Below are 24,302 nucleotides of genomic sequence, written 5' to 3'. Positions count from 1 at the left end.
CACCCATGCGAGGAAGCCATGAAGTCCACCGCCCTGAAAGTCCTGTCCGCCGCTGCCGCCCTGATGCTGGCAATGTCCGCCAACGCCGCCCCCACCCTGGTCCAGGACGTGCGCGTCTTCGACGGCGAGCGCGTGCACGAGCGCCGTTCGGTCCTGTTCGACCAGGGTGTCATCGTCGACGCCGATTTCCGCGGCCCGGCCCCAAGCGGGGCGCGCGTGGTCGACGGAGCGGGGCGCACGCTGATGCCGGGCCTGATCGACGCCCACACCCACGCCTTCCGTTTCCACGAACTGCCGCTGCTGTTCGGCGTGACGACCCAGGTCGACATGTTCACCGAGGTCGGCATGATGAAAAAGGCGAAGCAGGAGATGGCGCAAGGAGGCAACCAGCGCCACGCCGACCTGTTCTCGGCCGGCACCCTGGTCACCGGTCCGAACGGACATGGCACCCAGTTCGGCGTCGCCATCCCGACCATCACCGGGCCGGAACAAGCCCAGGCTTTTGTCGACGCGCGCATCGCCGAAGGCTCGGACTTCATCAAGATCGTCGTCGAGGGCGGCCATGGCTTCAAGCCGCTCGACATGGCGACCGCCAAGGCCGTGATCGACGCGGCGCACCGGCGCGGCAAGCTGGCGGTCGTCCACATCGGGAACGAGGCGGACGCACGCGCCGTCCTGGAAGCCGGCGCCGACGGTCTGGTGCACCTGTTCCCGGGCGAGTCGGGCGATGCCGACGGGCTGGCGCGGCTGGCGGCCAGCCGGGGCGCCTTCGTGATCCCGACCTTCGCGGTGCTGGAGAGCATGGCGGCCCATCGCGGCGACGACCTGCTCGCCAATCCCGATTTCGCCGCCTTGCTCGACAAGGATGCGCAGGCCCCGCTCAAGGCGCGCTACGGCAGCAAGGCGCGGCCGGCCCTGCTGGCCGCCCCGAAGGCGGTGACCGCGGCGCTGGCCAGGGCCGGGGTGCCGGTGCTGGCCGGCACCGATGCAGGCAATCCGGGCACCCAGTACGGCATCAGCATGCACCGCGAGCTGGCGGCGCTGGTCGAAGCCGGACTGACTCCCGTGCAGGCACTGGCCGCCGCCACCAGCGCGCCGGCCAAGGCCTTCCGGCTGGGCCAGCGCGGCCGCATCGCCAAGGCCTACAAGGCCGACCTGCTGCTGGTCGAGGGCAACCCGGCGGCCGATATCCGGGCGACCCGGCGGATCGTCGAAGTCTGGAAGGACGGCGAGAGCGCCAAGGGGCTGGTCGAGGAGCAGCGCCGCAAGGTGGCGCAGGCGCGCCAGGCCGAAGGCAAGCGCCTGGCGCTGCCGGCGGACGGCCGCATCAGCCTGTTCAGCGAGAAGCGCCTGGCCAGTCCCTTCGGCATGGGCTGGGGGCCCTCGACCGACAGCTTCGCCGGCGGCAAATCGAGCGTGAAGCTGGCCGTGCAGCCGGCCCTGCCGGACGGCCAGGTGCCGCTCGCGATCGAGGCGAAGGTCGAGCCGGGCCTGCCCTTCGCCTGGGCCGGCGTGGCCTTCATGCCGGGCAGCCAGCCGATGCAATCGGTGGACTTGAGCGGCGTCAAATCCTTGCGCTTCAAGGCGAGAGGCGACGGCGGGACCTACCAGGTGATCGCCATGTCGCAGGGCGTCCAGATCCCAGGCGCGAAAAGCTTCACGGCAGGACCGGAATGGAAGGAAGTCACGCTGCCTTTCAGCGAGCTCAAGGGCATCGATCCGGCGGCCGTCACCATGTTAGAATTCAACGCCGGCCCGCAGCCGGGCGACTACCGCTTCGAGATCGCCGACGTGCGCCTGCTGGAACATTAATCGTCACCACTTTCACGACATGAACAAGATCAGGCAAGTGCTGGCCGGTCCCTGGACCCCGCCGGAGCTGGGCAAGATGCCGTACTTCTGGCTGCTGAGCCTCGGCTACCTGGGCTGGAAGTATTTCTACGTCACACCCACCCCGCTCGAGCTGGCCTTGCTGGCCTTGACCGTGATGCTGTTCCTGCCGCTGTACTTCGCCAGCTACTGGGCGCGCGGCTGGCAGGTGGCGGCCTGCATGCTGGCAGGCTGCCTGATCGGCGCCGCCTGGGTGCGCTGGAACGTCGGCGCCGCCACCTTCTTCATCTTCGCTTGCTCTATGGCTGCCCGGATCACGCAGTTCAGGCATGCCATGCTGGCCATCGGCGCCGTGATCGGCTGCGGCCTGCTCGCCTCGCTGCTGGTCACGCCGGGCCAGTTGCGCTTCATCTTCCTGATGCCGCTCCTGACCGCCGGGGTGCCAGTGGGCATGGGCGCCTTCATGGATGCGCGCCTGCGCCGCTCGCGCCAGGAGCTGCTGCGCAAGCAGGAAGAGGTCGAACACCTGGCCACCATCGCCGAGCGCGAACGCATCTCGCGCGACCTGCACGACCTGCTCGGGCATTCGCTCTCGCTGATCGCGCTGAAGGCCGAACTGGCGCGCAAGCTGGCGCACCGCGATATCGACGCCTGCGCGCGCGAAGTGGGCGACATCGAAACCAGCGCGCGCCAGGCCCTGGCCGAGGTGCGCGCCGCGGTGACCGGCTACCGCGAGAAGGGCCTGGCGCACGCGCTGGCGAGCGCACGCGCCAGCCTGGCCGCGGCCGACGTCCAGCTGGAAGAACAGGTGGAGCGCTTCGCGCTGGCCCCGGCCGCCGAGAACGTGCTGTCGCTGGCGCTGCGCGAGGCCGTCACCAACGTGGTGCGCCATGCCGGCGCGCGCCGCTGCAGCGTGTCGCTGGGCCTGGAACAGGGCGTGGCGGTGCTGCGCATCCTGGACGACGGCAAGGCGCGCAGCGAGGCCGACATCCGGCACGGCAACGGCTTGTGCGGCATGCGCGAGCGCGTCCAGTCGCTGGGCGGCAGGCTGGCGCTGCGCGCCGGGGCCGGCCCGGGCCTGCATCTCGAACTGCGTGTCCCTGCCGGAGTGTCCTCATGATCCGCATCCTGCTGGCCGAGGACCAGGCCCTGGTCCTCGGCGCGATGGCCGCGCTGCTGCGGCTGGAACCCGACTTCGAGGTCGTCGGCGCCGCCGGCAATGGCCGGGAAGCCCTCGCCATGTGCGAGCGGCTCCAGCCCGACATCGTCCTGACCGACATCGAGATGCCCCTGATGACCGGGCTGGAACTGGCGGCCGAACTGAAGGAGCGCCGCATGACGCCGAAACTGATCGTGGTGACCACCTTCGGGCGCAGCGGCTACCTGCGCCGCGCCCTGGAGGCCGGGGTGCGCGGCTACCTGTTGAAGGATGCGTCGGTGGATTCCCTGGCGGCGGCGATCCGCGCGGTGCATGGCGGCGGGCGCGCGATCGCGCCCGAACTGGCGCTGGAAAGCTGGAGCGGCGGCGCGGATCCACTCACCGAGCGCGAACGCCAGGTGCTGCGCCTTGCCGGGGAAGGGCGCGCCAGCGCCGACATCGCACGCCAGGTGCACCTGTCGGAAGGGACGGTGCGCAACTACCTGTCCGAGGCGATCAGCAAGCTGGGCGCCGCCAACCGGGTCGAGGCCTACCGCATGGCGCGCGACGCCGGCTGGCTGTAGTCTTCGTCAGAAGTGGTGCGCCACCGGCGGGCGCGATTGGCGGCCTTCGCGGGCGCGCACGCGGCTTGCGCTCGGTTCCTGCAGCATCGGGAGGGCCAGCGCGAGCGCCACGATCAGCGTGAAGCCGAGCAGCGCCCCGCTCAGCCACAGGGCGGTGGGTTCGGCGCTGCCCCACAGGATCGCGCCGCCTGCCACGAAGGTGAGCAGCAGCGCCGCGGCGGACAGCCGGCCGAGCGCGGGCGAGCGCTTGATGCGGTGGCCGGCCATGCCGATGAAGAAAAAGCCCGACGCCGCCAGCAGCATGGCTGCCAACAGGGCGGCGGAAGCGGTCAGTCCAGGCGCGGAGGCGGCTTTCGGGAACAGCACGACCGGGGGCGCCACCAGCACCAGGATGCCGGCCATCAGGCAGGCAAGACGCAAGAAGATCATTCGACTATCCTCGTATTCGATTCGTTGTGCTGACAACTCAGCAATACGAGAAGATATCCAAATTACAATTGTTGCGGCGCGCGAATGAAAGCCTAATGATTCACGCTTTTCGAGAACAGGTTGATCACCGCGACGCCCGCGATGATCAGCCCGAGTCCGGCAATGGCGGGCAGGTCGAGGCGCTGGCCGTAGACGAACCAGCTGATCAGGGAGATCAGCACGATGCCGACCGCCGACCAGATCGCATAGGCGATTCCCGTAGGCAGCACGCGCAGGCTGAAGGTCAACAGGTAGAAGGAGAGGGCATAGCAGACCACCGTGATGAGGCTGGGGAGCGGCCGGGTGAAGCTGTCGGAAGCCTTGAGCGCGGTGGTGCCGATCACCTCCGTGACGATGGCGAAGGCAAGGTAGAGATAGGCTTGGGACTGGGTCATGCGCCCATCATACAGGGCGGGCGGGCCGGCCCGGCGCCGCCCGCCGTTCCGCATTACTGCTCGCGGACCCAGGTCTGCGAACGGCCGAACATCGGCGCGCCGATGTAGCCGCGCACTTCCAGCTTGCTGCCGTTGTCCTTCAGGGCCGCCTTGCTCTTGTAGGTCTTGCCCTTGGACGGATCGAGGATCTCGCCGCCGGTGTACTCGTTGCCGTCTTTCTTGAGGCCGGACAGGATGGTCATGCCGATGATCGGCTGGTCCTTGCGCGCGCCTTCGCAGGCGGTGCATTTCGGGTTCTGGTCCTGGTCGGCCGGGCGGAACAGCTTCTCGATCTTGCCGGTCAGGACGCCGTTCTCTTCGGTGATGCGTACCAGGGACTTCGGTTTGCCGGTTTCGTCGTCGATCGTTTTCCACGTACCCGCGGGCGAGGCGTTTTGCGCCCATGCCGCCGGCATTGCGAACATCATGGCAATCAGGCCTGCCTTCATCAGTTGTCGCATTTGCTGTCTCCAGAATTGTTATTGGTACGGCAGAGTGTAGCAAACACTTTCTGCCAAGGGGATAGCGGAATCCGAGGATGTCCTCCAATTGCCACGCTGGCCGCCCCCCGGGTTTCCGATATTTTTCGTGACTTTTTGCTCTTGTTGCGCCCTATACAATGCCCGTTTCCCGATCAAGGAGCGCATACCGTGAAGATCCGTTTCCTCCTGCCGGCCATTTTCCCGCTCATGTTATCCGGCGCCGCCCTCGCCGCGGAGCAAACCAGGACGCCGCCGCCAGTCATGAAGATCCACAACCTGGCCGGCGCCTTCGCCGAGGTGTGGGACCGCAACATGGGCAAGCCGGACGAGGATTTCGTTCGCGATTTCAAGGCCAGCGTCGGGGCCAGGTTTCCGGCCTTCTACGGCGTGGAGCGCTACCGGGGCAAGAAGACCGAGGCGCAGCGTGACGCCGACATCGTGGCGGCCCGGGCGGCGTTCCCGGCGCTGCGCCCGACCTACTTGAAGACGGTGGCGAATTTCGAGCGCGACATGACCGGCTACATTGCCAGCTTCCGCAAGGTGTTCCCGGATTACGCGGCACAGAACGACGTCTGGTTCGTCCATTCGCTGGGCGAGATGGACGGAGGCAAACGGACCCTGAACGGCAAAACGACATTCATCTTCGGCGCCGACAGGATGTCGGAGGACGGGGGCAAGGATGCCAATGTTTTATTCTTCCACCATGAGCTCGTCCACGACTACCAGCCGCTCGAGTGCAAGCAGTGGCCGATCTGGACCTCGCTCTGGCAGGAGGGGCTGGCAACGTATATTGCGCTGCAGCTGAACCCGGGGTGGACCGTCGAGGGCATGCTGCCGCCGGAGATGGTGGAGGGCACGCGCAGGCAGATGGAGCGCGCGGTGGAAGACCTGTATGCCAAGCTGGACAGCACCAACAGGGACGACTACAGCGGCCTGTTCCTGGGCGCAGGCGACAAGACCGGCATGCCGGCACGGCGCGGCTACTACCTTGGCGTCCTGGTGGCCGAGGAAGCAGCGAAGAAGATGGACCTGCAACAGCTGACCAAGCTGCCGTGCGAGGAGGTGCGCCCGGTGGTGGTGGCGGCGGTCGAACACCTGCGCAGCAAGCAGGCCGCAGCCCGCAAGTGAGGAAACGCCCGGGCTGGATGCCGGCGCCTCGCGTCGCCCATCCTGCCGATGCAGGATAAAAAAACGCGGCCGAGGCCGCGTTTCCGTCGAGCGCCGGAGGCTTACGCCGCCGGCAGCTTCGCCAGCTGTTCCTGCATCTTGGCCAGCGTGGCCGAGAAGTTCGCCACGCGTTCCTTTTCCTGCTCCACTACCGCGGCCGGGGCGCGGGCGACGAAGCTCTCGTTGGACAGCTTGCCGCTGGCCTTGGCGATCTCGCCCTGCAGGCGCGCGATCTCCTTGGAGAGGCGCTCGCGCTCGGCGGCGACGTCGATCTCGACCTTCAGCATCAGCTTGGTGGTACCGACGATCGACACGGCGGCCGGCGATTCCGGCAGCGCGTCGACGATCTGCACTTCCGCCAGCTTGCCCAGCGCCTGGATGTACGGGGCGAAGACGGCCATGCGCGCGCGGTCTTCCTCGTTGCCCGGCTCGACGAACAGCGGCACGCGCACCGACGGCGACAGCGACATCTCGCCGCGCAGGTTGCGGGTGGCGTCGATCAGCGCCTTGAGCTGTTCCATCCAGGACTCCGCCTCTTCGCTGACGAAGGAGGTGTCGGCCAGCGGATACGGCTGGGTCATGATGCTGTCCCCTAGCTTGCCGGCCAGCGGCGCGATCGCCTGCCACAGCGCTTCGGTGACGAAGGGGATGATCGGGTGCGCCAGGCGCAGCACCACTTCCAGCACGCGCAGCAGGGTGTGGCGGGTGGCGCGCTGCTGCGCTTCGGTGCCCTGCTGGACCGAGACCTTGGCCAGTTCCAGGTACCAGTCGCAGTATTCGTACCAGACGAAGTTGTAGATGCTGCTGGCGATGTTGTCGAAGCGGTAGTCGGCGAAGCCCTTGGCGATGTCGAGCTCGACGCGGTTCAGCAGCGAGATGATCCAGCGGTCGGCCTGCGACAGGTCTTCCGGATTCGGCTGGCCGCAGTCCTTGCCTTCCGTGTTCATCATCACGAAGCGGGTGGCGTTCCACAGCTTGTTGCAGAAGTTGCGGTAGCCCTCGCAGCGGCCGAGGTCGAAGTTGATGTTGCGGCCCAGCGAAGCGTAGCTCGCCATGGTGAAGCGCACGGCGTCGGTGCCGAAGGCCGGGATCCCTTCAGGGAATTCCTTGCGGGTGGCTTTCGCGATTTTCTCGGCGGCGCGCGGGTCCATCAGGCCGGTGGTGCGCTTGGCCACGAGCGACTCGACGTCGATGCCGTCGATCAGGTCGATCGGGTCGAGCGTGTTGCCCTTCGACTTGGACATCTTCTGGCCCTGGCTGTCGCGCACCAGGCCGTGCACGTACACGGTCTCGAACGGCACCTTGCCGGTGAAGTGGGTCGTCATCATCACCATGCGGGCGACCCAGAAGAAGATGATGTCGAAGCCGGTGACCAGCACGGACGAGGGCAGGAAGTGCTTCATGTCCGCGGTTTCTTCCGGCCAGCCCATGGTCGAGAAGGGCACCAGGGCCGAGGAGAACCAGGTGTCGAGCACGTCGTCGTCGCGGCGCAATTCACCGGTGACGCCCTGTGCCGCGGCCTTGGCTTTCGCTTCTTCCTCGCTGCGGGCGACCACGATCTCGCCGTTCTCGCCGTACCAGGCCGGGATGCGGTGGCCCCACCACAGCTGGCGCGAGATGCACCAGTCCTGGATGTTGCCCAGCCACTGGTTGTAGGTGGTGGTCCAGTTCTCGGGCACGAACTTGATCTCGCCGTTGGCGACCTTTTCCAGCGCCACGTCGGTGATCGACTTGCCCGGGTTGAAGGTGCCTTCCGGCGCTGGTTTACTCATGGCGACGAACCACTGGTCGGTCAGCATCGGCTCGATGACGACGCCGGTGCGGTCGCCGCGCGGCACCATCAATTTGTGCGGCTTGACCTGCTCCAGCAGGCCTTGCGCTTCCAGGTCGGCGACGATCTGCTTGCGCGCGGCGAAGCGGTCCAGGCCCTGGTACTGGCTCGGGCCGTTCTCGTTGATCTTCGCGTCGAGCGTGAAGATGTTGATCGGCGCGAGGTTGGCGCGCTGGCCGACCGCGTAGTCGTTGAAGTCGTGGGCCGGGGTGATCTTGACGCAGCCGGTGCCGAATTCCTTGTCCACGTAGCTGTCCGCGATCACCGGGATCTGGCGGCCGGTGAGGGGCAGATTCAGCAGCTTGCCGTGCAGGTGGGTATAACGCTCGTCGGTCGGGTCCACCGCCACGGCGACGTCGCCCAGCAGGGTTTCCGGACGGGTGGTGGCGACCGTCAGGTGGCCCGAGCCGTCGGCGAGCGGGTACTTGATGTACCACATCGAGCCGTCTTCTTCCTGCGAATCGACTTCCAGGTCCGAGACCGCCGTGCCCAGCACCGGGTCCCAGTTGACCAGGCGCTTGCCGCGGTAGATCAGGCCCTGTTCGTACAGGCGCACGAAGACTTCCGCCACCGTCTTCGAGCGGGTCTCGTCCATGGTGAAATATTCGCGCTGCCAGTCGGGCGAGGTGCCCATGCGGCGCATCTGGCCAGTGATGGTGTTGCCCGACTTTTCCTTCCACTCCCAGACCTTTTCGACGAAGGCTTCGCGGCCGAGGTCGTGGCGCGAGATCTTCTGGGCGTCGAGCTGGCGTTCCACCACGATCTGGGTGGCGATGCCGGCGTGGTCGGTGCCCGGGATCCAGGCGGTGTTATAGCCGCGCATGCGGTAGTAGCGGGTCAGGCCGTCCATGACGGTCTGGTTGAAGGCATGGCCCATGTGCAGGGTGCCCGTGACGTTCGGCGGCGGCAGCTGGATGCTGAACGACGGCTTGCCGTCTTCCATGGTGGCGGCGAAGTAACCGCGCTGTTCCCACTCGGTGCGCCAGTATTGTTCAATGTCTGCGGGCTCGAAAGACTTGGCAAGTTCCATGATGTGGTGAGATATGAGTGTTGAATGCGTTAAAAAACGCATAAAGCGTTAGCGAAAAGAACCATTATAGAGTAGATGGCGCTATAATCCGGCCCGCTGCCTCCGGGAACCTGGTAGGCGGCACACGCTAGGGGTCCTGCTGTCGCAAATGCGACACGCGGGTGAGAAATACCCTCCGAACCTGATCTGGATAATGCCAGCGAAGGGAAGCAGTCAGCACATCGGCCAGGGCGCGCACGCGCCTGCCAGGCCGGTCCTGGCATACTCCTTTGCTGGCTCCGCAAAGGAGCCACATGAACGCACCACTCAAATTCGACGCCGCGACCGCCACGGTCGACCAGGCGGCCATCGCACCCTTCCCCAACTCGCGCAAGGTCTACATCGAAGGCAGCCGGCCCGACATCCGCGTGCCGATGCGCGCCATCTCGCAATCCCCGACACCCGACAGTTTCGGCGGCGAGACCAATCCGCCGCTGTTCGTCTACGATACCTCGGGACCGTACACCGACCCCGCCGCCCGCATCGACGTGCGCCGCGGCCTGGACACGCCGCGCCTGCCATGGATCCTCGAACGCGGCGATACCGAGGAGCTGGCCGGCCCCAGCTCCGAATACGGCAAGGCGCGCCTGCTGGACCCGGCATTGACGGCCCTGCGCTTCGAGCTGCAGCGCACCCCGCGCCGCGCGAAAGCGGGGCGCAACGTCACCCAGATGCACTACGCGCGCCAGGGGATCGTGACGCCAGAGATGGAGTTCGTCGCCCTGCGCGAAAACCTGCGCCGCAAGGAATACATCGCTTCGCTGGTCGATTCCGGCCCCATGGGCGCACGGGTGGCCAGCCTGCTGTCGCGCCAGCATCCGGGCCAGTCCTTCGGCGCCAGCATTCCGCAAGAGATCACGCCCGAGTTCGTGCGCGACGAGGTGGCCCGCGGCCGCGCCATCATCCCGGCCAACATCAACCACCCCGAGATCGAACCGATGATCATCGGCCGTAACTTCCTGGTGAAGATCAACGCCAACATCGGCAACTCGGCCGTGACCTCCTCGATCGGCGAGGAAGTGGAAAAGATGACCTGGGCGATCCGCTGGGGCGCCGACAACGTGATGGACCTCTCGACCGGCAAGCACATCCACGAAACACGCGAGTGGATCATCCGCAACTCGCCCGTGCCGATCGGGACGGTGCCGATCTACCAGGCGCTGGAAAAGGTCGGCGGCAAGGCCGAGGAACTCACCTGGGAGATCTATCGCGACACGCTCATCGAGCAGGCCGAGCAGGGCGTCGACTACTTCACCATCCACGCCGGCGTGCGCCTGGCCTATGTACCGATGACGGCCAAGCGCCTGACCGGGATCGTCTCGCGCGGCGGCTCGATCATGGCCAAATGGTGCCTGGCGCATCACAAGGAATCCTTCCTCTACACGCATTTCGAAGAGATCTGCGCCATCATGAAGGCCTACGACGTGTCCTTCAGCCTGGGCGACGGCCTGCGTCCCGGCTCGATCTACGATGCCAACGACGAGGCCCAGCTGGCCGAACTGAAGACCCTGGGGGAACTCACCCAGATCGCGTGGAAGCACGACGTGCAGACCATGATCGAGGGCCCCGGCCATGTGCCGCTGCACCTGATCAAGGAGAACATGGACCTGCAGCTGGAACAGTGCAGCGAGGCGCCGTTCTACACCCTGGGGCCGCTGACCACCGACATCGCGCCCGGCTACGACCACATCACCTCCGGCATCGGCGCCGCCACCATCGGCTGGTACGGCACCGCCATGCTGTGCTACGTCACGCCCAAGGAGCACCTCGGCCTGCCGGATAAACAGGACGTCAAGGACGGCATCATCACCTACAAGATCGCGGCCCACGCGGCCGACCTGGCCAAGGGCCACCCCGGCGCCCAGCTGCGCGACAACGCCTTGTCGAAAGCGCGCTTCGAATTCCGCTGGGAAGACCAGTTCAACCTCGGCCTCGACCCCGACAAGGCGCGCGCCTTCCACGACGAGACCCTGCCCAAGGAATCCAGCAAGGTGGCGCACTTCTGCTCGATGTGCGGGCCGCACTTCTGCTCGATGAAGATCACGCAGGAAGTGCGTGCGTATGCGGCGGCCAGCGGGGTGGAAGAAGACGCCGCGCTCGCCAAGGGCATGGAGGAAAAGGCGATCGAGTTCGTGCGCGGGGGCGCGAAACTGTACCGGGAGGTGTGATGCTTGAAGTCGAACTGAACGGCGCCCCCTACCAGGTGCCGGCCGGCGTGTCGCTGCTGGACCTGGCCGGCCAGCTGGGCCTGGCGGAGCAGGCGGTGGCGGTCGCGGTCAACCGCGAAGTGGTGCCGCGCCAGCAGTGGCCGCAGCGACGGCTGCAGGCCCGCGACAAAGTGGACATCGTGCGCGCCATCGGCGGCGGTTGATTCACATCCCGCATGAATTGACACGACGTTTTGATTTGGGCCGGTTGACCGCGTGGGCGGGAGACCCGCCCACCCTACTGGAGACGAAATGAACACATTCGTAGAAAACGACTTCCTGACCATCGCCGGCCGCCAGTACAACTCGCGCCTGCTGGTCGGCAGCGGCAAGTACCGCGACCTGGCGCAGACGCGCGAGGCCACGCTGGCATCCGGCGCCGAGATCGTCACGGTGGCGATCCGCCGCGTGAACATCGGTCAGGACCCGAACGCGCCCAGCCTGCTCGACGTGCTGCCCCTCGACGAATTCACGATCCTGCCCAACACCGCCGGCTGCTACACGGCCAAGGACGCGGTCTACACGCTGCAGATGGCGCGCGAACTGCTGGGCGGGCGCAAGCTCGTCAAGCTGGAGGTGCTGGGCGACGAGAAGACCCTGTTCCCGCAGATGCCAGAAACGCTCAAGGCCGCGGAAGTCCTGGTGCGCGACGGCTTCGACGTGATGGTCTACTGCAGCGACGACCCGGTGCAGGCCAGACTCCTGCAGGAGATCGGCTGCGTGGCCGTGATGCCGCTGGCCTCGCTCATCGGCTCGGGCATGGGCATCCTGAACCCGTGGAACCTGGCGCTCATCATCGAGCAGGCCACCGTGCCGGTGCTGGTCGATGCCGGTGTCGGCACGGCCTCGGATGCGGCCATCGCGATGGAGCTCGGCTGCGACGGCGTGCTCATGAACACCGCGATCGCGGCAGCCGGCGACCCGGTGCGCATGGCGCGCGCCATGCGCCACGCCGTGATCGCCGGGCGCGAAGCGCATCTGGCCGGGCGCATGCCGAAGCGCTTCGCGGCTTCGCCTTCGTCGCCGCTGCAGGGCATGGCCACCTGATGGTGCCCACGGTGCTGGTCTTTGCCGGGCTCGATCCCGGAGGCGGGGCAGGGCTGGCGGCGGACATCGCCGCCATCGGCGCACTCGGCGGCCACGCGCTGCCGGTGGCGACGGCCCTGACCGTCCAGGACAACAACCGCGTGCACGAGGTGCAGCCGGTCGACGCCGGCCTGATCCTGCGCCAGGCCGGGGTGCTGATCGATTGCTGCGGCATCGACGCGGTCAAGATCGGCATACCCGGCAGCCGCGAGAACGCGGCCGCCATCGCGCGGCTGCTGCGCCGGCTGCGCGCGGCCGACCCCGGCCTGCCGGTCGTGCTCGACCCGGTGCTGGCCAGCGGCCACGGCGACGCGCTCGGCAAGGGCGATGCCGTCGCCCTCTTAGCCGAGCTGCTGCCGCTGGCCACCGTGCTGGTGCCGAACCTGCCGGAGGCGGCGGCGCTGGGCGCGGTCCCGTGCGAGCACGTGCTGCTCACCGGCGGCCATGGGGAAGGCGACATGGTCGTCAACCGCTGGCTGCGCGGCGGCGTGGAGCAGCGCGCCTGGCGCCTGCCGCGCCTGCCGCACGCTTACCACGGCAGCGGCTGCACGCTGGCCGCCGCCATCGCGGCGCGCCTGGCCCTGGGCGACCCGATGGCGCAGGCGCTCGGGCGTGCCCAGGATTACTGCCACCAAACGCTGGCGCAGGCCTTCCGGATCGCGCCCGGACAGCGCATCCCGCGCCGCATCCTGCAAGCCCACCGAAACCATTGAAAGGATGACCCTTGGACAAGCATTTCATGCGGGGACTCTACCTCGTCACCCCGGACTGGGACGACACCGAACGCCTGCTCGCGGTCACCGACATCGCCTTGAGCGCCGGCGCTTCCCTGGTGCAGTACCGCCACAAGAACGCCAGCCCCGCCCTGCGCGAAGAGCAGGGCGCGGCCTTGCTGGCGCTGTGCCGCAGCCATGGCCGGCCGCTGGTGATCAACGATCACGTCGACCTGTGCCGCGAGCTCGACGCCGACGGCGTGCACGTCGGCGGCACGGATGTGTCGGTGGCGCAGGCGCGCGCCCTGCTGGGACCGGGCAAGATCGTCGGCGCCTCCTGCTACGGCGAGCTGAAGCTGGCCGAGGCGGCCGGGCAGGCCGGCGCCAGTTACGTGGCCTTCGGCGGCTTCTACCCTTCGCCGGTCAAGAAATACAGCTTCGTCACCCCGCCCGAACTGGTCGAGGTCTGGCGTGACCGCGTGTCCCTGCCGATGGTGGTGATCGGCGGCATGACCCCGTCGAACGCGGCGCCGCTGGTGCGGCGCGGCGCGTCGATGGTGGCGGCGATCACGAGCGTGTACGGGGCGGCCGACCCGGCGGCGGCGGTACGCGATTTCTGCGCGCTGTTCCGGCAGGCCTGAACTTACAATAGCAGCGTTGCCACTCACGTCGCCCCGACCATGCGAGCGCTGCGCCTGCTCATCCATACCCGCCGCCACCCGTCGGCCGTCCTGCTGCTGGTGCAGTTGCTCGGCATGCTGCTGTATCCCTTCATCGAGAAGGAGCCGGCCGGGCACACGGCCTTCAACGTGTTCGGCATCATCGTGCTGTCGCTGACGATCCGCATGGTGCGGCGCACCCCGGGCGAGACGCGGATCAGCGTGGCACTGGCGGTGCCGATCGTGATCCTGCTGGCGCTGCAGACCTTCTACGACCTGCGCAGCACGTTGCTGCCCTGGTCCTCGGCGCTGGAAGCGTTGTTCTACTTCTATGCCGCCGGCAGCCTGATCGCCTACATGATGGAAGACCGCCGGGCGACCACCGACGAACTGTTCGCCGCGGCCGCCACCTTCACGCTGCTGGCCTGGGCGTTCACGCACCTCTTCCTCATGGTGCAGGAGCTGCAGCCAGGCACCTTTGCCGCTGCCGTCAACGGCGACGGGCCGCGTTCCTGGAGCGAACTGAATTACCTGAGCTTCGCGCTGCTGTCGAGCACCGGCATCGGCGACGTGATTCCGCTTACCGTCCATGCGCGCGCCCTGTGCAGCGTCGAGATGCTGGTCGGCCTGATGTACCTCGCGGCCGTGGTGGCGCGCCTGATCGGCTTCACTACCCAGGGCAGGATCAGCCGGCGCGGTCAGGATTCACAGCGCGAACCCTGGGACGAGGACTAGCTCCCTGCTTTCTCCTCAGCTGCTCCGCGGCCGGTGTCGATAGCGACGGCGAAGACGCTGGCTGGCCCTGCCTGCTGGATTTCAATGCCAGTAGTCGGCATGCCGCCGCCGTAGTCGCGTGAGGTCCGGCGGGAAATCCAGTGCGCGCTCGGACCGGGCCATGGCGAGGGCGGCTTGATGCAGGGCCGCGGCACGCATGTGCGCACTGCCGCAACGACCAAGTTCGCCCAGCACGCGCTGCAGGCGCACCGCTACCTCGACGAGACCCGCGCCGTCGCGTGCGATGGCCGGGAAGGCATCCTCGAACATGTCGTCGACGGGGAGCACAGGTGCGGCGACCCGGTCGTACTCGGGATCGGCCGGCTCGGCAGCTCGGTCCCACTCGGCAAACAGCCGGTGCAGCGAACCCAGGATACCGATGGCCGTGCCCGGATCATTGATGCCGGGGGACAAGGCGCGGCAGGCGATCTCGGACAGCACGACCAGGCCGAAACGCGGGTCGTCGTCGAACTGGCGCAGGGGGCCGATGATGAAGGCTTCGCGCAGGCGCGCCGCCTCGATCGGTCCGCTGTCGGGCCCGTCGGGCAGCACATAGCCGAGCGGACGCGAAGGAACGATCATTGCGCCGGGAAGGACGGCCAGCGTGATGTTCAGCTTGCATTTGGCGGCGTAGCGCTGCAAGGCGTTCATGTGGATGCGTTGCAGGTAGCCGCTTTGGTCGGCGTGAAAGGCCAGGCCGCGGGGCGGACCAGCAGCGGCGATGCCGCCCAGGCAAGGGCGGCGCTTGCGCTCTGCCAGGGCCGTTGCGGTGGCCTGCTCGACCTTGTCGATGACGGCGCCCAGCCGGCCGAGCCGCGCGATACTGTCGACCCAGCGCACGAAGACCACGATGACCACGACCAGGGCCGACAAGGTCAGCACGAACAGGGTAAAGCGGCCGGCCTTGCCGAAATAGTCGTTGGTCGTCGCGCTGAGCGCCACGATGGCGAAAATGAAGGCGCCGACGAACATCGACAGCGCATTCTGGGAAACTTCGTCCGCCACCACCAATGGAAAGGCGCGCGCAGTGGCCGATTGCCCGGTCGAGGCGTAGGCCGACACCATCGAGGCAACCGCGAAGGTGGCCACCCCGAGCATGCTTGCGGCAATGATCTTGAGCAGGTCGACGATGGACCCCTGCGCGATTTCAGGCACCTTCCAATCGATCGGAATGGCGTCGGCGACATGCGCCAGCAGCACGCCGGCAATCGACAGGACACAGGCGATCAGCGGCTTGACCCACAAGCGCTCGCGCAGGCGGTTCAACAGGAATTGCAACTGTTCTCGCATAGGTCGGCAATCGGAGAGGACAGGACAAAGCGTAAACGGATTTGGCCCCGCGGTCGGTTCGCTCGGGAACATATTCCCGGACACGCTGCCAGACATATGCATCGAAAGCGCCTCCTGCGGATTGACCATATGCGGGCGAGCATGCGATATTGCTTTTCTTGCCACTTCCATGAAAGCACATTGCATGCGCCTTCACACGACCAAGCTCGTATCCGCTCTCGTATTCGCGTTCGCCGCAGCCGGCTGCGCCCAGATTTCCACCAACACCGCCACCATTTCGCCGGAAGCGCTACGCACCCACGTGCAATACCTTTCCTCGGACGAGCTGGAAGGCCGCGGCACGCCCTCGCGCGGACAGGACCTCGCCACCGACTACATCGCGGCCCAGTTCCGCAAGGCCGGCCTGCAGCCGGCCGGTGACGACGGCTACTTCCAGACCGCGACCTGGCAGTACGCCGAGCGCAAGGCGGACGACGTGAGCCTGACCGTGCTTGCCGGCGGCGGCAGCATCGCGGTCCCGCGCGGCGGCGCGACCGGCAACTTCCTCGACCCGGTTACGCTCGCGAACGCGCCGGCGGTGTTCATGAGCTGGAAGGATGCGCTGGAGAACAGCGAAGCCGCCAACGGCAAGGTGCTGGTGGTGCCGGCCGCGCCGGTGCCGCGCGCCGCGCGCCAGTTGCAGGAAAAACTCAAGAGCAAGCCGCTGCTCGTCGTCATGATCGACCGCGAGCGCCGTCATGGCGCCGGCACCGGCGGCTGGCTGATCGATCCGGAACAAGCCCCCCCGAAGGACGGTGTGCCTGTGCTGGTGCTGCATGCGGCCGATGCCGCGGCGGCGCTGGAGAAAGGCGGCGCAAGCGTGAGCGCGCGGGTCGCGGCCCCGAGCATCCGCCCGGTCAAGCTGCGCAACGTGGTCGGCGTGCTGCGCGGTTCCGATCCGGTGCTGAAGAACACCTACGTCCTGATGACGGCGCACCACGACCACGTCGGCATTCGCGACGGCGAGGTCTACAACGGCGCCAACGACGACGCCAGCGGCGTGGTATCGCTGATCGAAGCGGCCAAGGTGCTGGCCGCGCGCAAGGAACGTCCGCGCCGCAGCATCGTGTTCATGACCTTCTTCGGCGAGGAACTCGGCATGCTGGGCTCGAAGTACTATGCGCGCCACCCGGTGTTCCCGCTGAAGGACACGGTGGTGAACATCAACCTCGAGCAGACCGGCCGCACCGACGACAGCGAAGGCAGGCAGCTCAATTCGATCGCCATGACCGGCTACGATTTCTCGACCCTCGGCGACATGCTCAAGAAATCCGCCGAGCGCACCGGCATCCGCCTGTGGAAGCATGCGGCCTTCAGCGACGCCTTCTTCTCGCGCGCCGACAACCAGTCGCTGGCCGACGCCGGCGTGCCGGCGCACACCCTGTCGGTGGCCTACGGCTTCTCGGACTACCACGGCAAGGACGACACCTGGGACAAGCTCGACTACGACAACATGGCGCGCGTCACGCGCATGCTGACCGAAGGCGTGTACGACATCGCCAATGCGACCGAGCGCCCGACCTGGACGGCGGCGCCGAAGGCGGCCAACTACGCCGCCAAGGGACGCGCGCTCACTGCCGGCGAGCCGGCCGCCAAGTGAGCGGGGGCGCAGTCCTGGTGCGGCGCCTGCGGCCGCAGGAATGGCAGGCCTACCGCGCGATCCGCCTGCGCGCGCTGGCCGATGCGCCCGATGCCTTCGGCAGCACGCTGGCCAGGGAAGAGGGGTTGCCGGACGACACCTGGGCGGCGCGGGTGGCGAAATCCGCGGTCTCCGGCATCGACTGCGCGCTGGTGGCGGAGCAGGGCGGCGCGTTCGTGGGCCTGCTGTGGGCCAAGGTGGACGCCCAGGACGCCGGCCGGGTGAACCTGTTCCAGATGTGGGTGGCGCCGGAGTCGCGCGGTCGCGGCGTGGCGGCGGCCATGCTGGATGAGGCGCTCGGATGGGCGAGAAGGCGCGGGAGCCGGGTCGTGCACCTGGGCGTGAACAATGCGAACGCGGGCGCGCTCGGGTTGTACGAGCGCGCGGGTTTCAAGGCGATCGGCGAACCCTACCCGATGCGCGAAGGCGCGCCGCACATGGAACAGGAAATGCGCCTGCTTCTGGACGGCGCAGCATAAAAAATGGGACGCCCGCAGGCGTCCCATTTTCATTGCAGCGCCAGGGCTTAGTTACCGCAGCCCAGCGAAGCGATGCGGTCGCGGGCGGCCTTGGCCTGCACCAGGCCGAAGCCGTACTTGGTGTCGCGGCCGGCAGTGCCCAGGTCGAGCGCGCTCTTGGTCAGCGAGGCGCGCATCTGCGCGGCAGTGCAGGTCGGGAAGTAGCTCCACACCAGGGCGGCGACGGCCGACACGTGCGGGGTCGCCATCGAGGTGCCGTCGAAGTAGGCGTAGTTGCTGGTCTTGATGCCGACGGTCGCGCTCTGGCCCAGCTGCAGCTTCATCGCGGCGCCATCGGTATCGGTCGCGGTGACCGACGGGATGTTGGTCACGGTGGTGCCCAGCGTGCCGCCGAAGGCGCCCGCCGCGTTGTTGTACACCACGGCGCCGACGCCGCCGCTGTTCTGGCAGTTCGAGACCTTGGTGGCGAAGTCCACGGTGCCGCGCTGGATCAGGCAGACCTTGCCGGAGACGGCGGTGTTGACCTTGTCGCCGATGCCGAAGTCGGCCAGCGGTGCGGTGGCGGTCTTGACCGGCGAGCCTTCCATCGCCCCCGGCGCGTAGGCGGTGCCGCCGACGCTCAGGACGGCTTCCTGGCCGGTGCCCATCGGCACGGTCGACAGGACGCTCACGCCCGGGCCGGCCAGTTCGACGCTGCTGTTGTATTGCGAGAAGCTCGCCCATTGCTTGTTCTCGTCGACCGCGCCGACCATGATCACGCTCGAGTAGCCGGCCGGGTAGGACACCACGGTGTTGCCGTCGTTGCCGGCCGCGGCCAGGCTCAGCACACCTTTCGAATAGAGGCTGTCGAAGGCCTTCTGCTCGGTGGTGCTCTTGCGGCCGCCGCCCAGCGACATGCTGATGACGTTGGCGCCGGCGGCGCCGCACTTGTTGGCGGCCGAGGCCAGGGTCGAGGAATAGGCCCAGCCGCTGGCGCCGAACACCTTCACGATGTGCAGCTTGAGCTGCTTGTTGGCGGCCACGCCGACCACGCCGGTGCCGGCGTTGTTGATGGCGGCGATGGTGCCGGCCACGTGGGTGCCGTGGCTGTTCTCGTCGGTGTACCACCAGCCGGTGCCGGCGTCGTATTCGCCGGTAGCCGGATTGCCCGACAGGTCTTCGTGGCTGCGGTCGTAGCCCGAATCGATGATGCAGACCTTGCGGTTGGCGGCATTCGCGTCGCTCAGCAGGTCGGCCTGCACCTGCTTGATGCCGTACGGTACCAGTTGGCCCGACGCATACGGAGTGCCGGTCGACGGCGAGGTGAGCGCGAACGGCTTGCGGATCACGTCTTCTTCGATGTATTCGACGTTGGGGTTGTTCTCCAGTCCTTTCAGCGCGACTGCCGGGACCTCGATGGCCATGGCGTTCATGCCGAAGATGTCGTGCTTGACCGAACCCTTGGCTGCGGCGACTGCCGACTTCACCTTGGCGGCGGCGCCCGGCTTGAAGGCGACGATGACGCGGGTGGTGTCGGGAGCCGCGGCCTGTGCGTTGCCGAGCACGCCAGCAGCGACCAGGGCTGCCAGGCAAACGCGAAGGGAGGATGCGCGAGTGTTTTTGTCTACCATGAATCTTCTCCGTTTGAAAACAAGTTATGTCGCCTTGGCTCTGTAGGCCTCGTGCGCTTTTTGTGCCACCTCATGGGCGGTAAAAATAGTGTATTTCAAAAACTTGTATATATGCATACCGAATTCAACTGTGCGCAGGAAACACTTGATCAGGCACAGCACGCTACCGATTGTCCATACACGCCGTCTGTACAGCGTGTTATCGTTGTTCCCAAATACCTGCAAAAAGCGCATCGTCCGATCCTCTGTCCGTGCAAACGCAGAGGCGCGCCACACGCCTGCCGACTCCTTGTTATCATTTCAAACTTTACGGCGTTGCAATCCGGCGGCGTCCACGCTCGGTTAGGAAGGAAAACATGAAGACCAAGGCTGCAGTTGCATGGAAGGCGGGCCACCCGCTCACGATCGAAGAAGTCGAACTCGAAGGCCCGAAGGCCGGCGAGGTGCTGGTCGAGGTCAAGGCGACCGGCATCTGCCACACCGACTACTACACGCTGTCCGGCGCCGATCCGGAAGGCCTGTTCCCGGCCATCCTCGGCCATGAAGGCGCGGGCGTGGTGGTCGACGTCGGCCCGGGCGTCACGAGCCTGCGCAAGGACGACCACGTCATTCCGCTGTACACCCCGGAATGCCGCCAGTGCAAGTTCTGCCTGTCGCAGAAAACCAACCTGTGCCAGGCGATCCGCTCCACCCAGGGCCGCGGCCTGATGCCCGACGCGACCTCGCGCTTCTCGCTCGACGGCAAGCCGCTGTACCACTACATGGGCACCTCGACCTTCTCGAACTACATCGTGGTGCCGGAGATCGCGCTGGCCAAGGTACGTTCGGACGCGCCCTTCGACAAGATCTGCTACATCGGCTGCGGCGTCACCACCGGCATCGGCGCCGTGATCTTCACCGCCAAGGTGGAGGCGGGCGCGAACGTGGTCGTGTTCGGCCTGGGCGGCATCGGCCTGAACGTGATCCAGGCGGCCAAGATGGTCGGCGCCGACAAGATCATCGGTGTGGACCTGAACCCGGAACGCGAAGCCATGGCGCGCAAGTTCGGCATGACCCACTTCATCAATCCGACCAAGGTCGAGAACGTGGTCGACGCCATCGTCCAGCTGACGGATGGCGGCGCCGACTACAGCTTCGAGTGCGTGGGCAACGTCACCACCATGCGCCAGGCGCTGGAGTGCTGCCACAAGGGCTGGGGCCAGTCGATCATCATCGGCGTGGCGGCGGCCGGCCAGGAGATCTCGACCCGTCCGTTCCAGCTGGTCACGGGCCGCGTGTGGAAGGGCTCCGCCTTCGGCGGCGCGCGCGGCCGCACCGACGTGCCGAAGATCGTCGACTGGTACATGGAAAACAAGATCAACATCGACGACCTGATCACCCACCACCTGCCGCTCGAACGCATCAACGAAGGCTTCGACCTGATGAAGTCGGGCGAGTCGATCCGCTCCGTCGTGGTCTACTGATCCTCTCCGCACAGCGGCCTCCGGGCCGCTTTTTTCATCCTGTCCCGCCATTCCGGCCGCCTGTCGCAGCAGGCTGGCCCTCGTCCCAACCCACACTTAATCTAACCGGGGTCAGGTCTGACATTCGGACACGAACTCGAGCATGACTTGGTTGTATTGCTCAGGCCGTGTCCAAATGTCAGACCTGACCCCCAAGAGGATTGATCGAAGTAGAAAAAAAGTTCTAGACAATTTTATCTAGAACTTTTAATCTAGTTGTTAACGATGAGGGAGCACACCCGATGAACGAGTTGTTCGGTACGGCGGCAAGCAGCCTGGCCTGGGCGCTGATCGATTTCCTGTGGCAGGGACTGCTGGTCGGCTGGGTGGCGGCCTTGCTGCTGGCGCTGATGCGCAAGGCGCGGCCGCAGGCGCGCTACCTGGTGGCTTGCGGCGCGCTGCTGCTGTGCGCGGCATTGCCGCTGGCCGGGATGCTCATGCGCATGGCCGAGGCGGATGCCGGGGCGGCCAGTTCCGCGCTGCCCGTGGCGGCCGCGAATACGGTGGCCGCCGCCGTGTCGGCGTTGCCAATGACCGCCATCGATGCCGGCAGGTTCGCCGGATGGGAGCCCGCCCTGCAGGAACGACTGCCCCTGGTGCTGCTGTTCTGGGCGCTGGGCGCCGGCCTGCTGGCCCTGCGCATGGCGCTCGGGCTGGCCTGGGTGCGGCGGCGGACCCGGGCGGGGCAGTACCGGCCGGACCCCGCATGGCAGGCGCGGCTCGACGAGTTGGCGCGCCGGATGGGCATTGCCCGCCGCGTCACGCTCGGCCTGGTCCATGACCTGGCCAGCCCGGTGACGGCCGGCTGGTGGCGCCCGGTGGTGCTGGTGCCGGCGTCGCTGGTGTCGGGCATGCCGCCGCAGCTGCTGGAAGCGCTGCTGGCGCACGAACTGGCCCACGTGCGCCGTTGCGATTACGTAGTGAACTTGATCCAGAGCGCGATCGAGATCCTGCTGTTCTACCACCCGGCCGTGTGGTGGCTGTCGAAGCGGATCCGTGAAGAGCGTGAACAGATTGCAGATGATGTAGCCGCAAGCACGCTCGGCGAACCGCGGCGCCTGGCACTTGCATTGTCCGAGCTGGACCTGTTCCAGTCCACCCCGCAACTTGCCCCAGCAGCACATGGAGGAAAGCTTATGTCCCGCATCAAACGCCTGGTTCGTCCCGAAGCCGAACCGCTGAACTGGAAGCTGGCGCTTCCGATCCTGGGCCTGGCCGCCTGCGCCGCCTTCTATTCCTGGTCCGCGCCGGTGCATGCCGCCGCCGCATCCGCGCCTGAACCGGCGGCGCGCCGCGTCGTCAAGCCCGGCGCCGAGCCGCCCTACGCCGTGGTGCGCGCCGGCGACAGGGGCATGAGCATGAGCGGCAGCAGCGACGACTGGGATGAGGTCAAGCAGGCCAGGGAGCGCATCGGCGGGAACTTCCTGTGGTTCCGCGAAGGCGGCCAGGCCTTCTACATCCAGGACCCCGGCATGCTGGCCCGGGTCGATGCCGCCTGGGCGCCGGTCGACAAGCTGAGCGCGCGGATGGACGAGTACGGCAAGGAGATGGATGTGCACAGCAAGAAGATGGATGCGCTCGGCAAGGAAATGGACATTGCGGCGCGCGGCTTCAAGCCGGACGAGGACAAGCTGCGCCCCGTCGAGAAGCGCATGGAAGCGCTGGGCGAAGAGATGGAGAAGCTCGGCAAGCAGCTGGGCGCGACCGACAGCGTCAAGGAGCGCGATCGCATCCAGAAGCGCATGAGCGAAGTCGGCAGGGAGCTCGGGGCCGCCGGCAACGAGATCGGCCAGTTGCACGACGGACCGGGCATGCGCCAGGCGCAGGAATCGATGGAGGCGATCGGCCGCCGCATGAGCGAGGCCGGCAAGCCGATGGAGGCGATCGGCAAGAAGATGGGCGCGCTTGGCAAGGAAATGGAGCGCGAGAGCAAGGCGGCGGACAAGACGGTGCGCGCGCTGATCCGCGAGGCGCGCGAGAAAGGTCTGGCGAAGCCGGTGCCGCAGGCGGGCTGAGCCCGCTTGCGGGGCAGCCGGGCTGGCCGCGCAAAAGCAAAACGGCCTGCCGCGTCGCGCGGCAGGCCGTTTTTTACCAACTGGTCAAAAGCTGGCAGGGCGTGATCTTACTGTTGCGCGATCTTGCCGCGCCATGCGCCGGTTTCCGAGCCGCGCTTCTCCAGCAGTTCCTTGAAGTTCTGCAGGTTGCCGCGCAGTTCCATGCGCACGGCGCCCATGGCGTCGCCGACGGACTCGATGGCGTTTTCCGGCTCGTAGTCCATCTGGACCATGACGCGGCAGCAGTTATCCGAGATCTTGTGGAAAGTGGCGACACCACCGTTCTTCACGCCGGTGACGCTGCGCCATGCGATGCGCTTGTCCGGGATCTGCTCGGTGATTTCGACATCCCACTCCTTCTCTTCGCCGGCCACGTTGGCGCGCCAGTGCAGGTGCTTGTCGTCGAGTTGGCGGATTTCCTTGACGCTCTTCATGAACTGCGGGAAGTCCTCGAACTGGGTCCACTGGTTGTATGCAGTCTTGACCGGGACGTTGATCTCGATCGACTCCGACACCGACGAACTGGCGCCATAGCCGCTGCGGTTCTGTTTCAGTTTTTTGGACAGCATCATGCCACCGACGGCAAGTGCGGCAACGGTAACTACGCGGTTCAGCATAAGAATTCTCCTTTGAGCTGGAAGCTGCTCGCACCCATGACATGTTGGCCCGAAACGGGGTGCGAGACTCGGGGCTTCGTGAACGACATGGTCTGACGGGCCACGCGATTTGTCGCGAATCTCTATTTAAAATAAGCGAAAAGACAATTGGGCGGCGCGCGAAACGATGGGCCGCTTATACTGATGAGCCGGTTGTTGGCTGCCAGAAAGGAGACCAGATGACTTTGCAAGGAGGATGTTTCTGCGGTGCAGTTCGCTACACGGTGAGCGGCGAAGTGTTCAACAGCACGCTGTGCCACTGCAGCGACTGCCGCCGGATTTCCGGGGCGCCGGCACTGGCCTGGTTCAGCGCGCGCCGGGCCGACTTCCGCTTCACCAAAGGCGAGCCGCAGCGCTTCGCCTCGAGCGAGCACGTCCTGCGCGGCTTTTGCCCGCAATGCGGCACGACGCTCACTTTCGAAGACGCCCGCTGGCCGGAAGAACTGGACATCGCCAGCGCCAGCCTCACCGATCCTGAACAGGTGCCGCCAGGCGACCACACCTTCGTGCGCAGTCGCCTGAGCTGGATGCAACTGCGCGACGGCCTGCCCGAATACCCGAGCACGCGTTCGGCCGGGAAATAGCCTGCCG

At 66.7% G+C, this 24,302-nt stretch carries 22 protein-coding genes and 1 riboswitch; of the genes, 15 read left to right on the top strand and 7 right to left on the bottom strand.

The window, feature by feature from the left end:
* The first annotated feature begins 18 nt into the window (after window positions 1–18).
* Genes ACK4S9_RS01085 through ACK4S9_RS01075 form a run of 3 tightly spaced genes read left to right on the top strand, consistent with a single transcriptional unit; the run spans window position 19 to window position 3,552 of the window.
* Complete coding sequence (locus tag ACK4S9_RS01085) at window positions 19–1,812, top strand: CIA30 family protein (RefSeq protein ID WP_409720420.1); 1,794 nt, start codon at window positions 19–21, stop codon at window positions 1,810–1,812.
* Window positions 1,813–1,831: 19 nt separating this feature from the next.
* Window positions 1,832–2,950 (top strand): sensor histidine kinase, encoded by a 1,119-nt coding sequence (locus ACK4S9_RS01080; RefSeq protein ID WP_409720418.1) that lies wholly within the window; start codon window positions 1,832–1,834, stop codon window positions 2,948–2,950.
* Window positions 2,947–3,552, top strand: a complete 606-nt coding sequence (locus ACK4S9_RS01075; RefSeq protein ID WP_409720416.1) for a response regulator transcription factor — start codon at window positions 2,947–2,949, stop codon at window positions 3,550–3,552. Before ACK4S9_RS01080 ends, ACK4S9_RS01075 begins: the two co-directional genes overlap by 4 nt.
* A 6-nt stretch (window positions 3,553–3,558) precedes the next feature.
* Here the strand turns inward: ACK4S9_RS01075 and ACK4S9_RS01070 are convergent, their stop codons facing one another.
* The 3 genes from ACK4S9_RS01070 to ACK4S9_RS01060 form a co-directional block, all read right to left on the bottom strand.
* Window positions 3,559–3,981, bottom strand: coding sequence for a hypothetical protein (locus ACK4S9_RS01070; RefSeq protein WP_409720414.1), 423 nt, complete (start codon window positions 3,979–3,981; stop codon window positions 3,559–3,561).
* A 92-nt stretch (window positions 3,982–4,073) separates the two neighbouring features.
* Complete coding sequence (locus ACK4S9_RS01065; RefSeq protein WP_409720412.1) at window positions 4,074–4,415, bottom strand: SMR family transporter; 342 nt, start codon at window positions 4,413–4,415, stop codon at window positions 4,074–4,076.
* 53 nt (window positions 4,416–4,468) lie between these two features.
* Window positions 4,469–4,915 carry a DUF2147 domain-containing protein gene (locus ACK4S9_RS01060; protein WP_409720410.1) on the bottom strand — a complete coding sequence of 149 codons (447 nt, stop codon included), beginning with the start codon at window positions 4,913–4,915 and terminating at the stop codon, window positions 4,469–4,471.
* A 189-nt stretch (window positions 4,916–5,104) separates the two neighbouring features.
* Between ACK4S9_RS01060 and ACK4S9_RS01055 the strand changes: the two genes are divergently transcribed.
* Window positions 5,105–6,064: a hypothetical protein gene (locus ACK4S9_RS01055; RefSeq protein WP_409720408.1), complete on the top strand. Its 960-nt coding sequence runs from the start codon at window positions 5,105–5,107 to the stop codon at window positions 6,062–6,064.
* Window positions 6,065–6,165: 101 nt separating this feature from the next.
* Here the strand turns inward: ACK4S9_RS01055 and ACK4S9_RS01050 are convergent, their stop codons facing one another.
* Window positions 6,166–8,964 (bottom strand): valine--tRNA ligase, encoded by a 2,799-nt coding sequence (locus tag ACK4S9_RS01050; RefSeq protein ID WP_409720406.1) that lies wholly within the window; start codon window positions 8,962–8,964, stop codon window positions 6,166–6,168.
* A gap of 119 nt (window positions 8,965–9,083) precedes the next feature.
* Window positions 9,084–9,189: riboswitch (TPP riboswitch) on the top strand.
* A gap of 68 nt (window positions 9,190–9,257) precedes the next feature.
* Here ACK4S9_RS01050 and thiC point away from each other — a divergent pair.
* The 6 genes from thiC (at window position 9,258) to ACK4S9_RS01020 (ending at window position 14,403) form a co-directional block, all read left to right on the top strand.
* Window positions 9,258–11,171: a phosphomethylpyrimidine synthase ThiC gene (gene thiC / locus ACK4S9_RS01045; RefSeq protein ID WP_409720404.1), complete on the top strand. Its 1,914-nt coding sequence runs from the start codon at window positions 9,258–9,260 to the stop codon at window positions 11,169–11,171.
* On the top strand, window positions 11,171–11,374 hold the full coding sequence (thiS, locus tag ACK4S9_RS01040; protein WP_409720402.1) for a sulfur carrier protein ThiS: 204 nt from the start codon (window positions 11,171–11,173) through the stop codon (window positions 11,372–11,374). Before thiC ends, thiS begins: the two co-directional genes overlap by 1 nt.
* 88 nt (window positions 11,375–11,462) lie before the next feature.
* On the top strand, window positions 11,463–12,257 hold the full coding sequence (locus ACK4S9_RS01035; protein ID WP_409720400.1) for a thiazole synthase: 795 nt from the start codon (window positions 11,463–11,465) through the stop codon (window positions 12,255–12,257).
* Window positions 12,257–13,009: a hydroxymethylpyrimidine/phosphomethylpyrimidine kinase gene (locus ACK4S9_RS01030; protein ID WP_409720398.1), complete on the top strand. Its 753-nt coding sequence runs from the start codon at window positions 12,257–12,259 to the stop codon at window positions 13,007–13,009. The genes ACK4S9_RS01035 and ACK4S9_RS01030 overlap by 1 nt, the downstream gene beginning before the upstream one ends.
* A 26-nt stretch (window positions 13,010–13,035) precedes the next feature.
* Window positions 13,036–13,650 (top strand): thiamine phosphate synthase, encoded by a 615-nt coding sequence (thiE, locus tag ACK4S9_RS01025; RefSeq protein WP_409720521.1) that lies wholly within the window; start codon window positions 13,036–13,038, stop codon window positions 13,648–13,650.
* A gap of 39 nt (window positions 13,651–13,689) precedes the next feature.
* Window positions 13,690–14,403, top strand: a complete 714-nt coding sequence (locus ACK4S9_RS01020) for an ion channel (RefSeq protein ID WP_409720396.1) — start codon at window positions 13,690–13,692, stop codon at window positions 14,401–14,403.
* An 81-nt stretch (window positions 14,404–14,484) separates the two neighbouring features.
* Here ACK4S9_RS01020 and ACK4S9_RS01015 read toward each other — a convergent pair whose 3' ends face one another.
* Window positions 14,485–15,720, bottom strand: a complete 1,236-nt coding sequence (locus ACK4S9_RS01015) for a DUF2254 domain-containing protein (protein ID WP_409720394.1) — start codon at window positions 15,718–15,720, stop codon at window positions 14,485–14,487.
* A 196-nt stretch (window positions 15,721–15,916) separates the two neighbouring features.
* Here ACK4S9_RS01015 and ACK4S9_RS01010 point away from each other — a divergent pair, with 196 nt between their 5' ends.
* Entirely contained in the window at window positions 15,917–17,371 is a 1,455-nt protein-coding gene (locus tag ACK4S9_RS01010; RefSeq protein WP_409720392.1) for a M28 family metallopeptidase, read from the top strand.
* Entirely contained in the window at window positions 17,368–17,889 is a 522-nt protein-coding gene (locus ACK4S9_RS01005) for a GNAT family N-acetyltransferase (protein WP_409720390.1), read from the top strand. Before ACK4S9_RS01010 ends, ACK4S9_RS01005 begins: the two co-directional genes overlap by 4 nt.
* A 47-nt stretch (window positions 17,890–17,936) precedes the next feature.
* Here the strand turns inward: ACK4S9_RS01005 and ACK4S9_RS01000 are convergent, their stop codons facing one another.
* On the bottom strand, window positions 17,937–19,499 hold the full coding sequence (locus ACK4S9_RS01000) for a S8 family serine peptidase (protein ID WP_409720388.1): 1,563 nt from the start codon (window positions 19,497–19,499) through the stop codon (window positions 17,937–17,939).
* Between the two features lie 356 nt (window positions 19,500–19,855).
* On the opposite strand from ACK4S9_RS01000, the gene ACK4S9_RS00995 reads away from it, so the two are divergent.
* A complete protein-coding gene (locus ACK4S9_RS00995) occupies window positions 19,856–20,962 on the top strand; it encodes an S-(hydroxymethyl)glutathione dehydrogenase/class III alcohol dehydrogenase (RefSeq protein WP_409720386.1) in 1,107 nt (368 codons plus the stop codon).
* Window positions 20,963–21,243: 281 nt separating this feature from the next.
* A complete protein-coding gene (locus ACK4S9_RS00990; RefSeq protein ID WP_409720384.1) occupies window positions 21,244–23,016 on the top strand; it encodes a M56 family metallopeptidase in 1,773 nt (590 codons plus the stop codon).
* A 107-nt stretch (window positions 23,017–23,123) separates the two neighbouring features.
* Here the strand turns inward: ACK4S9_RS00990 and ACK4S9_RS00985 are convergent, their stop codons facing one another.
* On the bottom strand, window positions 23,124–23,672 hold the full coding sequence (locus ACK4S9_RS00985) for an SRPBCC family protein (protein WP_313035192.1): 549 nt from the start codon (window positions 23,670–23,672) through the stop codon (window positions 23,124–23,126).
* A gap of 218 nt (window positions 23,673–23,890) precedes the next feature.
* Here ACK4S9_RS00985 and ACK4S9_RS00980 point away from each other — a divergent pair, with 218 nt between their 5' ends.
* A complete protein-coding gene (locus tag ACK4S9_RS00980) occupies window positions 23,891–24,295 on the top strand; it encodes a GFA family protein (RefSeq protein ID WP_409720382.1) in 405 nt (134 codons plus the stop codon).
* The last annotated feature ends 7 nt before the right edge of the window (window positions 24,296–24,302 follow it).

The organism is Massilia sp., assembly GCF_046293535.1.
In the GTDB taxonomy this organism is placed as follows: domain Bacteria; phylum Pseudomonadota; class Gammaproteobacteria; order Burkholderiales; family Burkholderiaceae_D; genus Telluria.
This window is presented reverse-complemented; position numbering and strand designations above follow the sequence as displayed.

Excerpts from the sequence above, each read along its gene's own strand:
- ACK4S9_RS01085 (WP_409720420.1), top strand. The coding sequence starts at position 19 with ATGAAGTCCACCGCCCTGAAAGTCCTGTCCGCCGCTGCCGCCCTGATG.
- ACK4S9_RS01080 (WP_409720418.1), top strand. The coding sequence starts at position 1,832 with ATGAACAAGATCAGGCAAGTGCTGGCCGGTCCCTGGACCCCGCCGGAG.
- ACK4S9_RS01075 (WP_409720416.1), top strand. The coding sequence starts at position 2,947 with ATGATCCGCATCCTGCTGGCCGAGGACCAGGCCCTGGTCCTCGGCGCG.
- ACK4S9_RS01070 (WP_409720414.1), bottom strand. The coding sequence starts at position 3,981 with ATGATCTTCTTGCGTCTTGCCTGCCTGATGGCCGGCATCCTGGTGCTG.
- ACK4S9_RS01065 (WP_409720412.1), bottom strand. The coding sequence starts at position 4,415 with ATGACCCAGTCCCAAGCCTATCTCTACCTTGCCTTCGCCATCGTCACG.
- ACK4S9_RS01060 (WP_409720410.1), bottom strand. The coding sequence starts at position 4,915 with ATGCGACAACTGATGAAGGCAGGCCTGATTGCCATGATGTTCGCAATG.
- ACK4S9_RS01050 (WP_409720406.1), bottom strand. The coding sequence starts at position 8,964 with ATGGAACTTGCCAAGTCTTTCGAGCCCGCAGACATTGAACAATACTGG.
- thiC (WP_409720404.1), top strand. The coding sequence starts at position 9,258 with ATGAACGCACCACTCAAATTCGACGCCGCGACCGCCACGGTCGACCAG.
- thiS (WP_409720402.1), top strand. The coding sequence starts at position 11,171 with ATGCTTGAAGTCGAACTGAACGGCGCCCCCTACCAGGTGCCGGCCGGC.
- ACK4S9_RS01035 (WP_409720400.1), top strand. The coding sequence starts at position 11,463 with ATGAACACATTCGTAGAAAACGACTTCCTGACCATCGCCGGCCGCCAG.
- ACK4S9_RS01030 (WP_409720398.1), top strand. The coding sequence starts at position 12,257 with ATGGTGCCCACGGTGCTGGTCTTTGCCGGGCTCGATCCCGGAGGCGGG.
- thiE (WP_409720521.1), top strand. The coding sequence starts at position 13,036 with ATGCGGGGACTCTACCTCGTCACCCCGGACTGGGACGACACCGAACGC.
- ACK4S9_RS01020 (WP_409720396.1), top strand. The coding sequence starts at position 13,690 with ATGCGAGCGCTGCGCCTGCTCATCCATACCCGCCGCCACCCGTCGGCC.
- ACK4S9_RS01010 (WP_409720392.1), top strand. The coding sequence starts at position 15,917 with ATGCGCCTTCACACGACCAAGCTCGTATCCGCTCTCGTATTCGCGTTC.
- ACK4S9_RS01000 (WP_409720388.1), bottom strand. The coding sequence starts at position 19,499 with ATGGTAGACAAAAACACTCGCGCATCCTCCCTTCGCGTTTGCCTGGCA.
- ACK4S9_RS00995 (WP_409720386.1), top strand. The coding sequence starts at position 19,856 with ATGAAGACCAAGGCTGCAGTTGCATGGAAGGCGGGCCACCCGCTCACG.
- ACK4S9_RS00990 (WP_409720384.1), top strand. The coding sequence starts at position 21,244 with ATGAACGAGTTGTTCGGTACGGCGGCAAGCAGCCTGGCCTGGGCGCTG.
- ACK4S9_RS00985 (WP_313035192.1), bottom strand. The coding sequence starts at position 23,672 with ATGCTGAACCGCGTAGTTACCGTTGCCGCACTTGCCGTCGGTGGCATG.
- ACK4S9_RS00980 (WP_409720382.1), top strand. The coding sequence starts at position 23,891 with ATGACTTTGCAAGGAGGATGTTTCTGCGGTGCAGTTCGCTACACGGTG.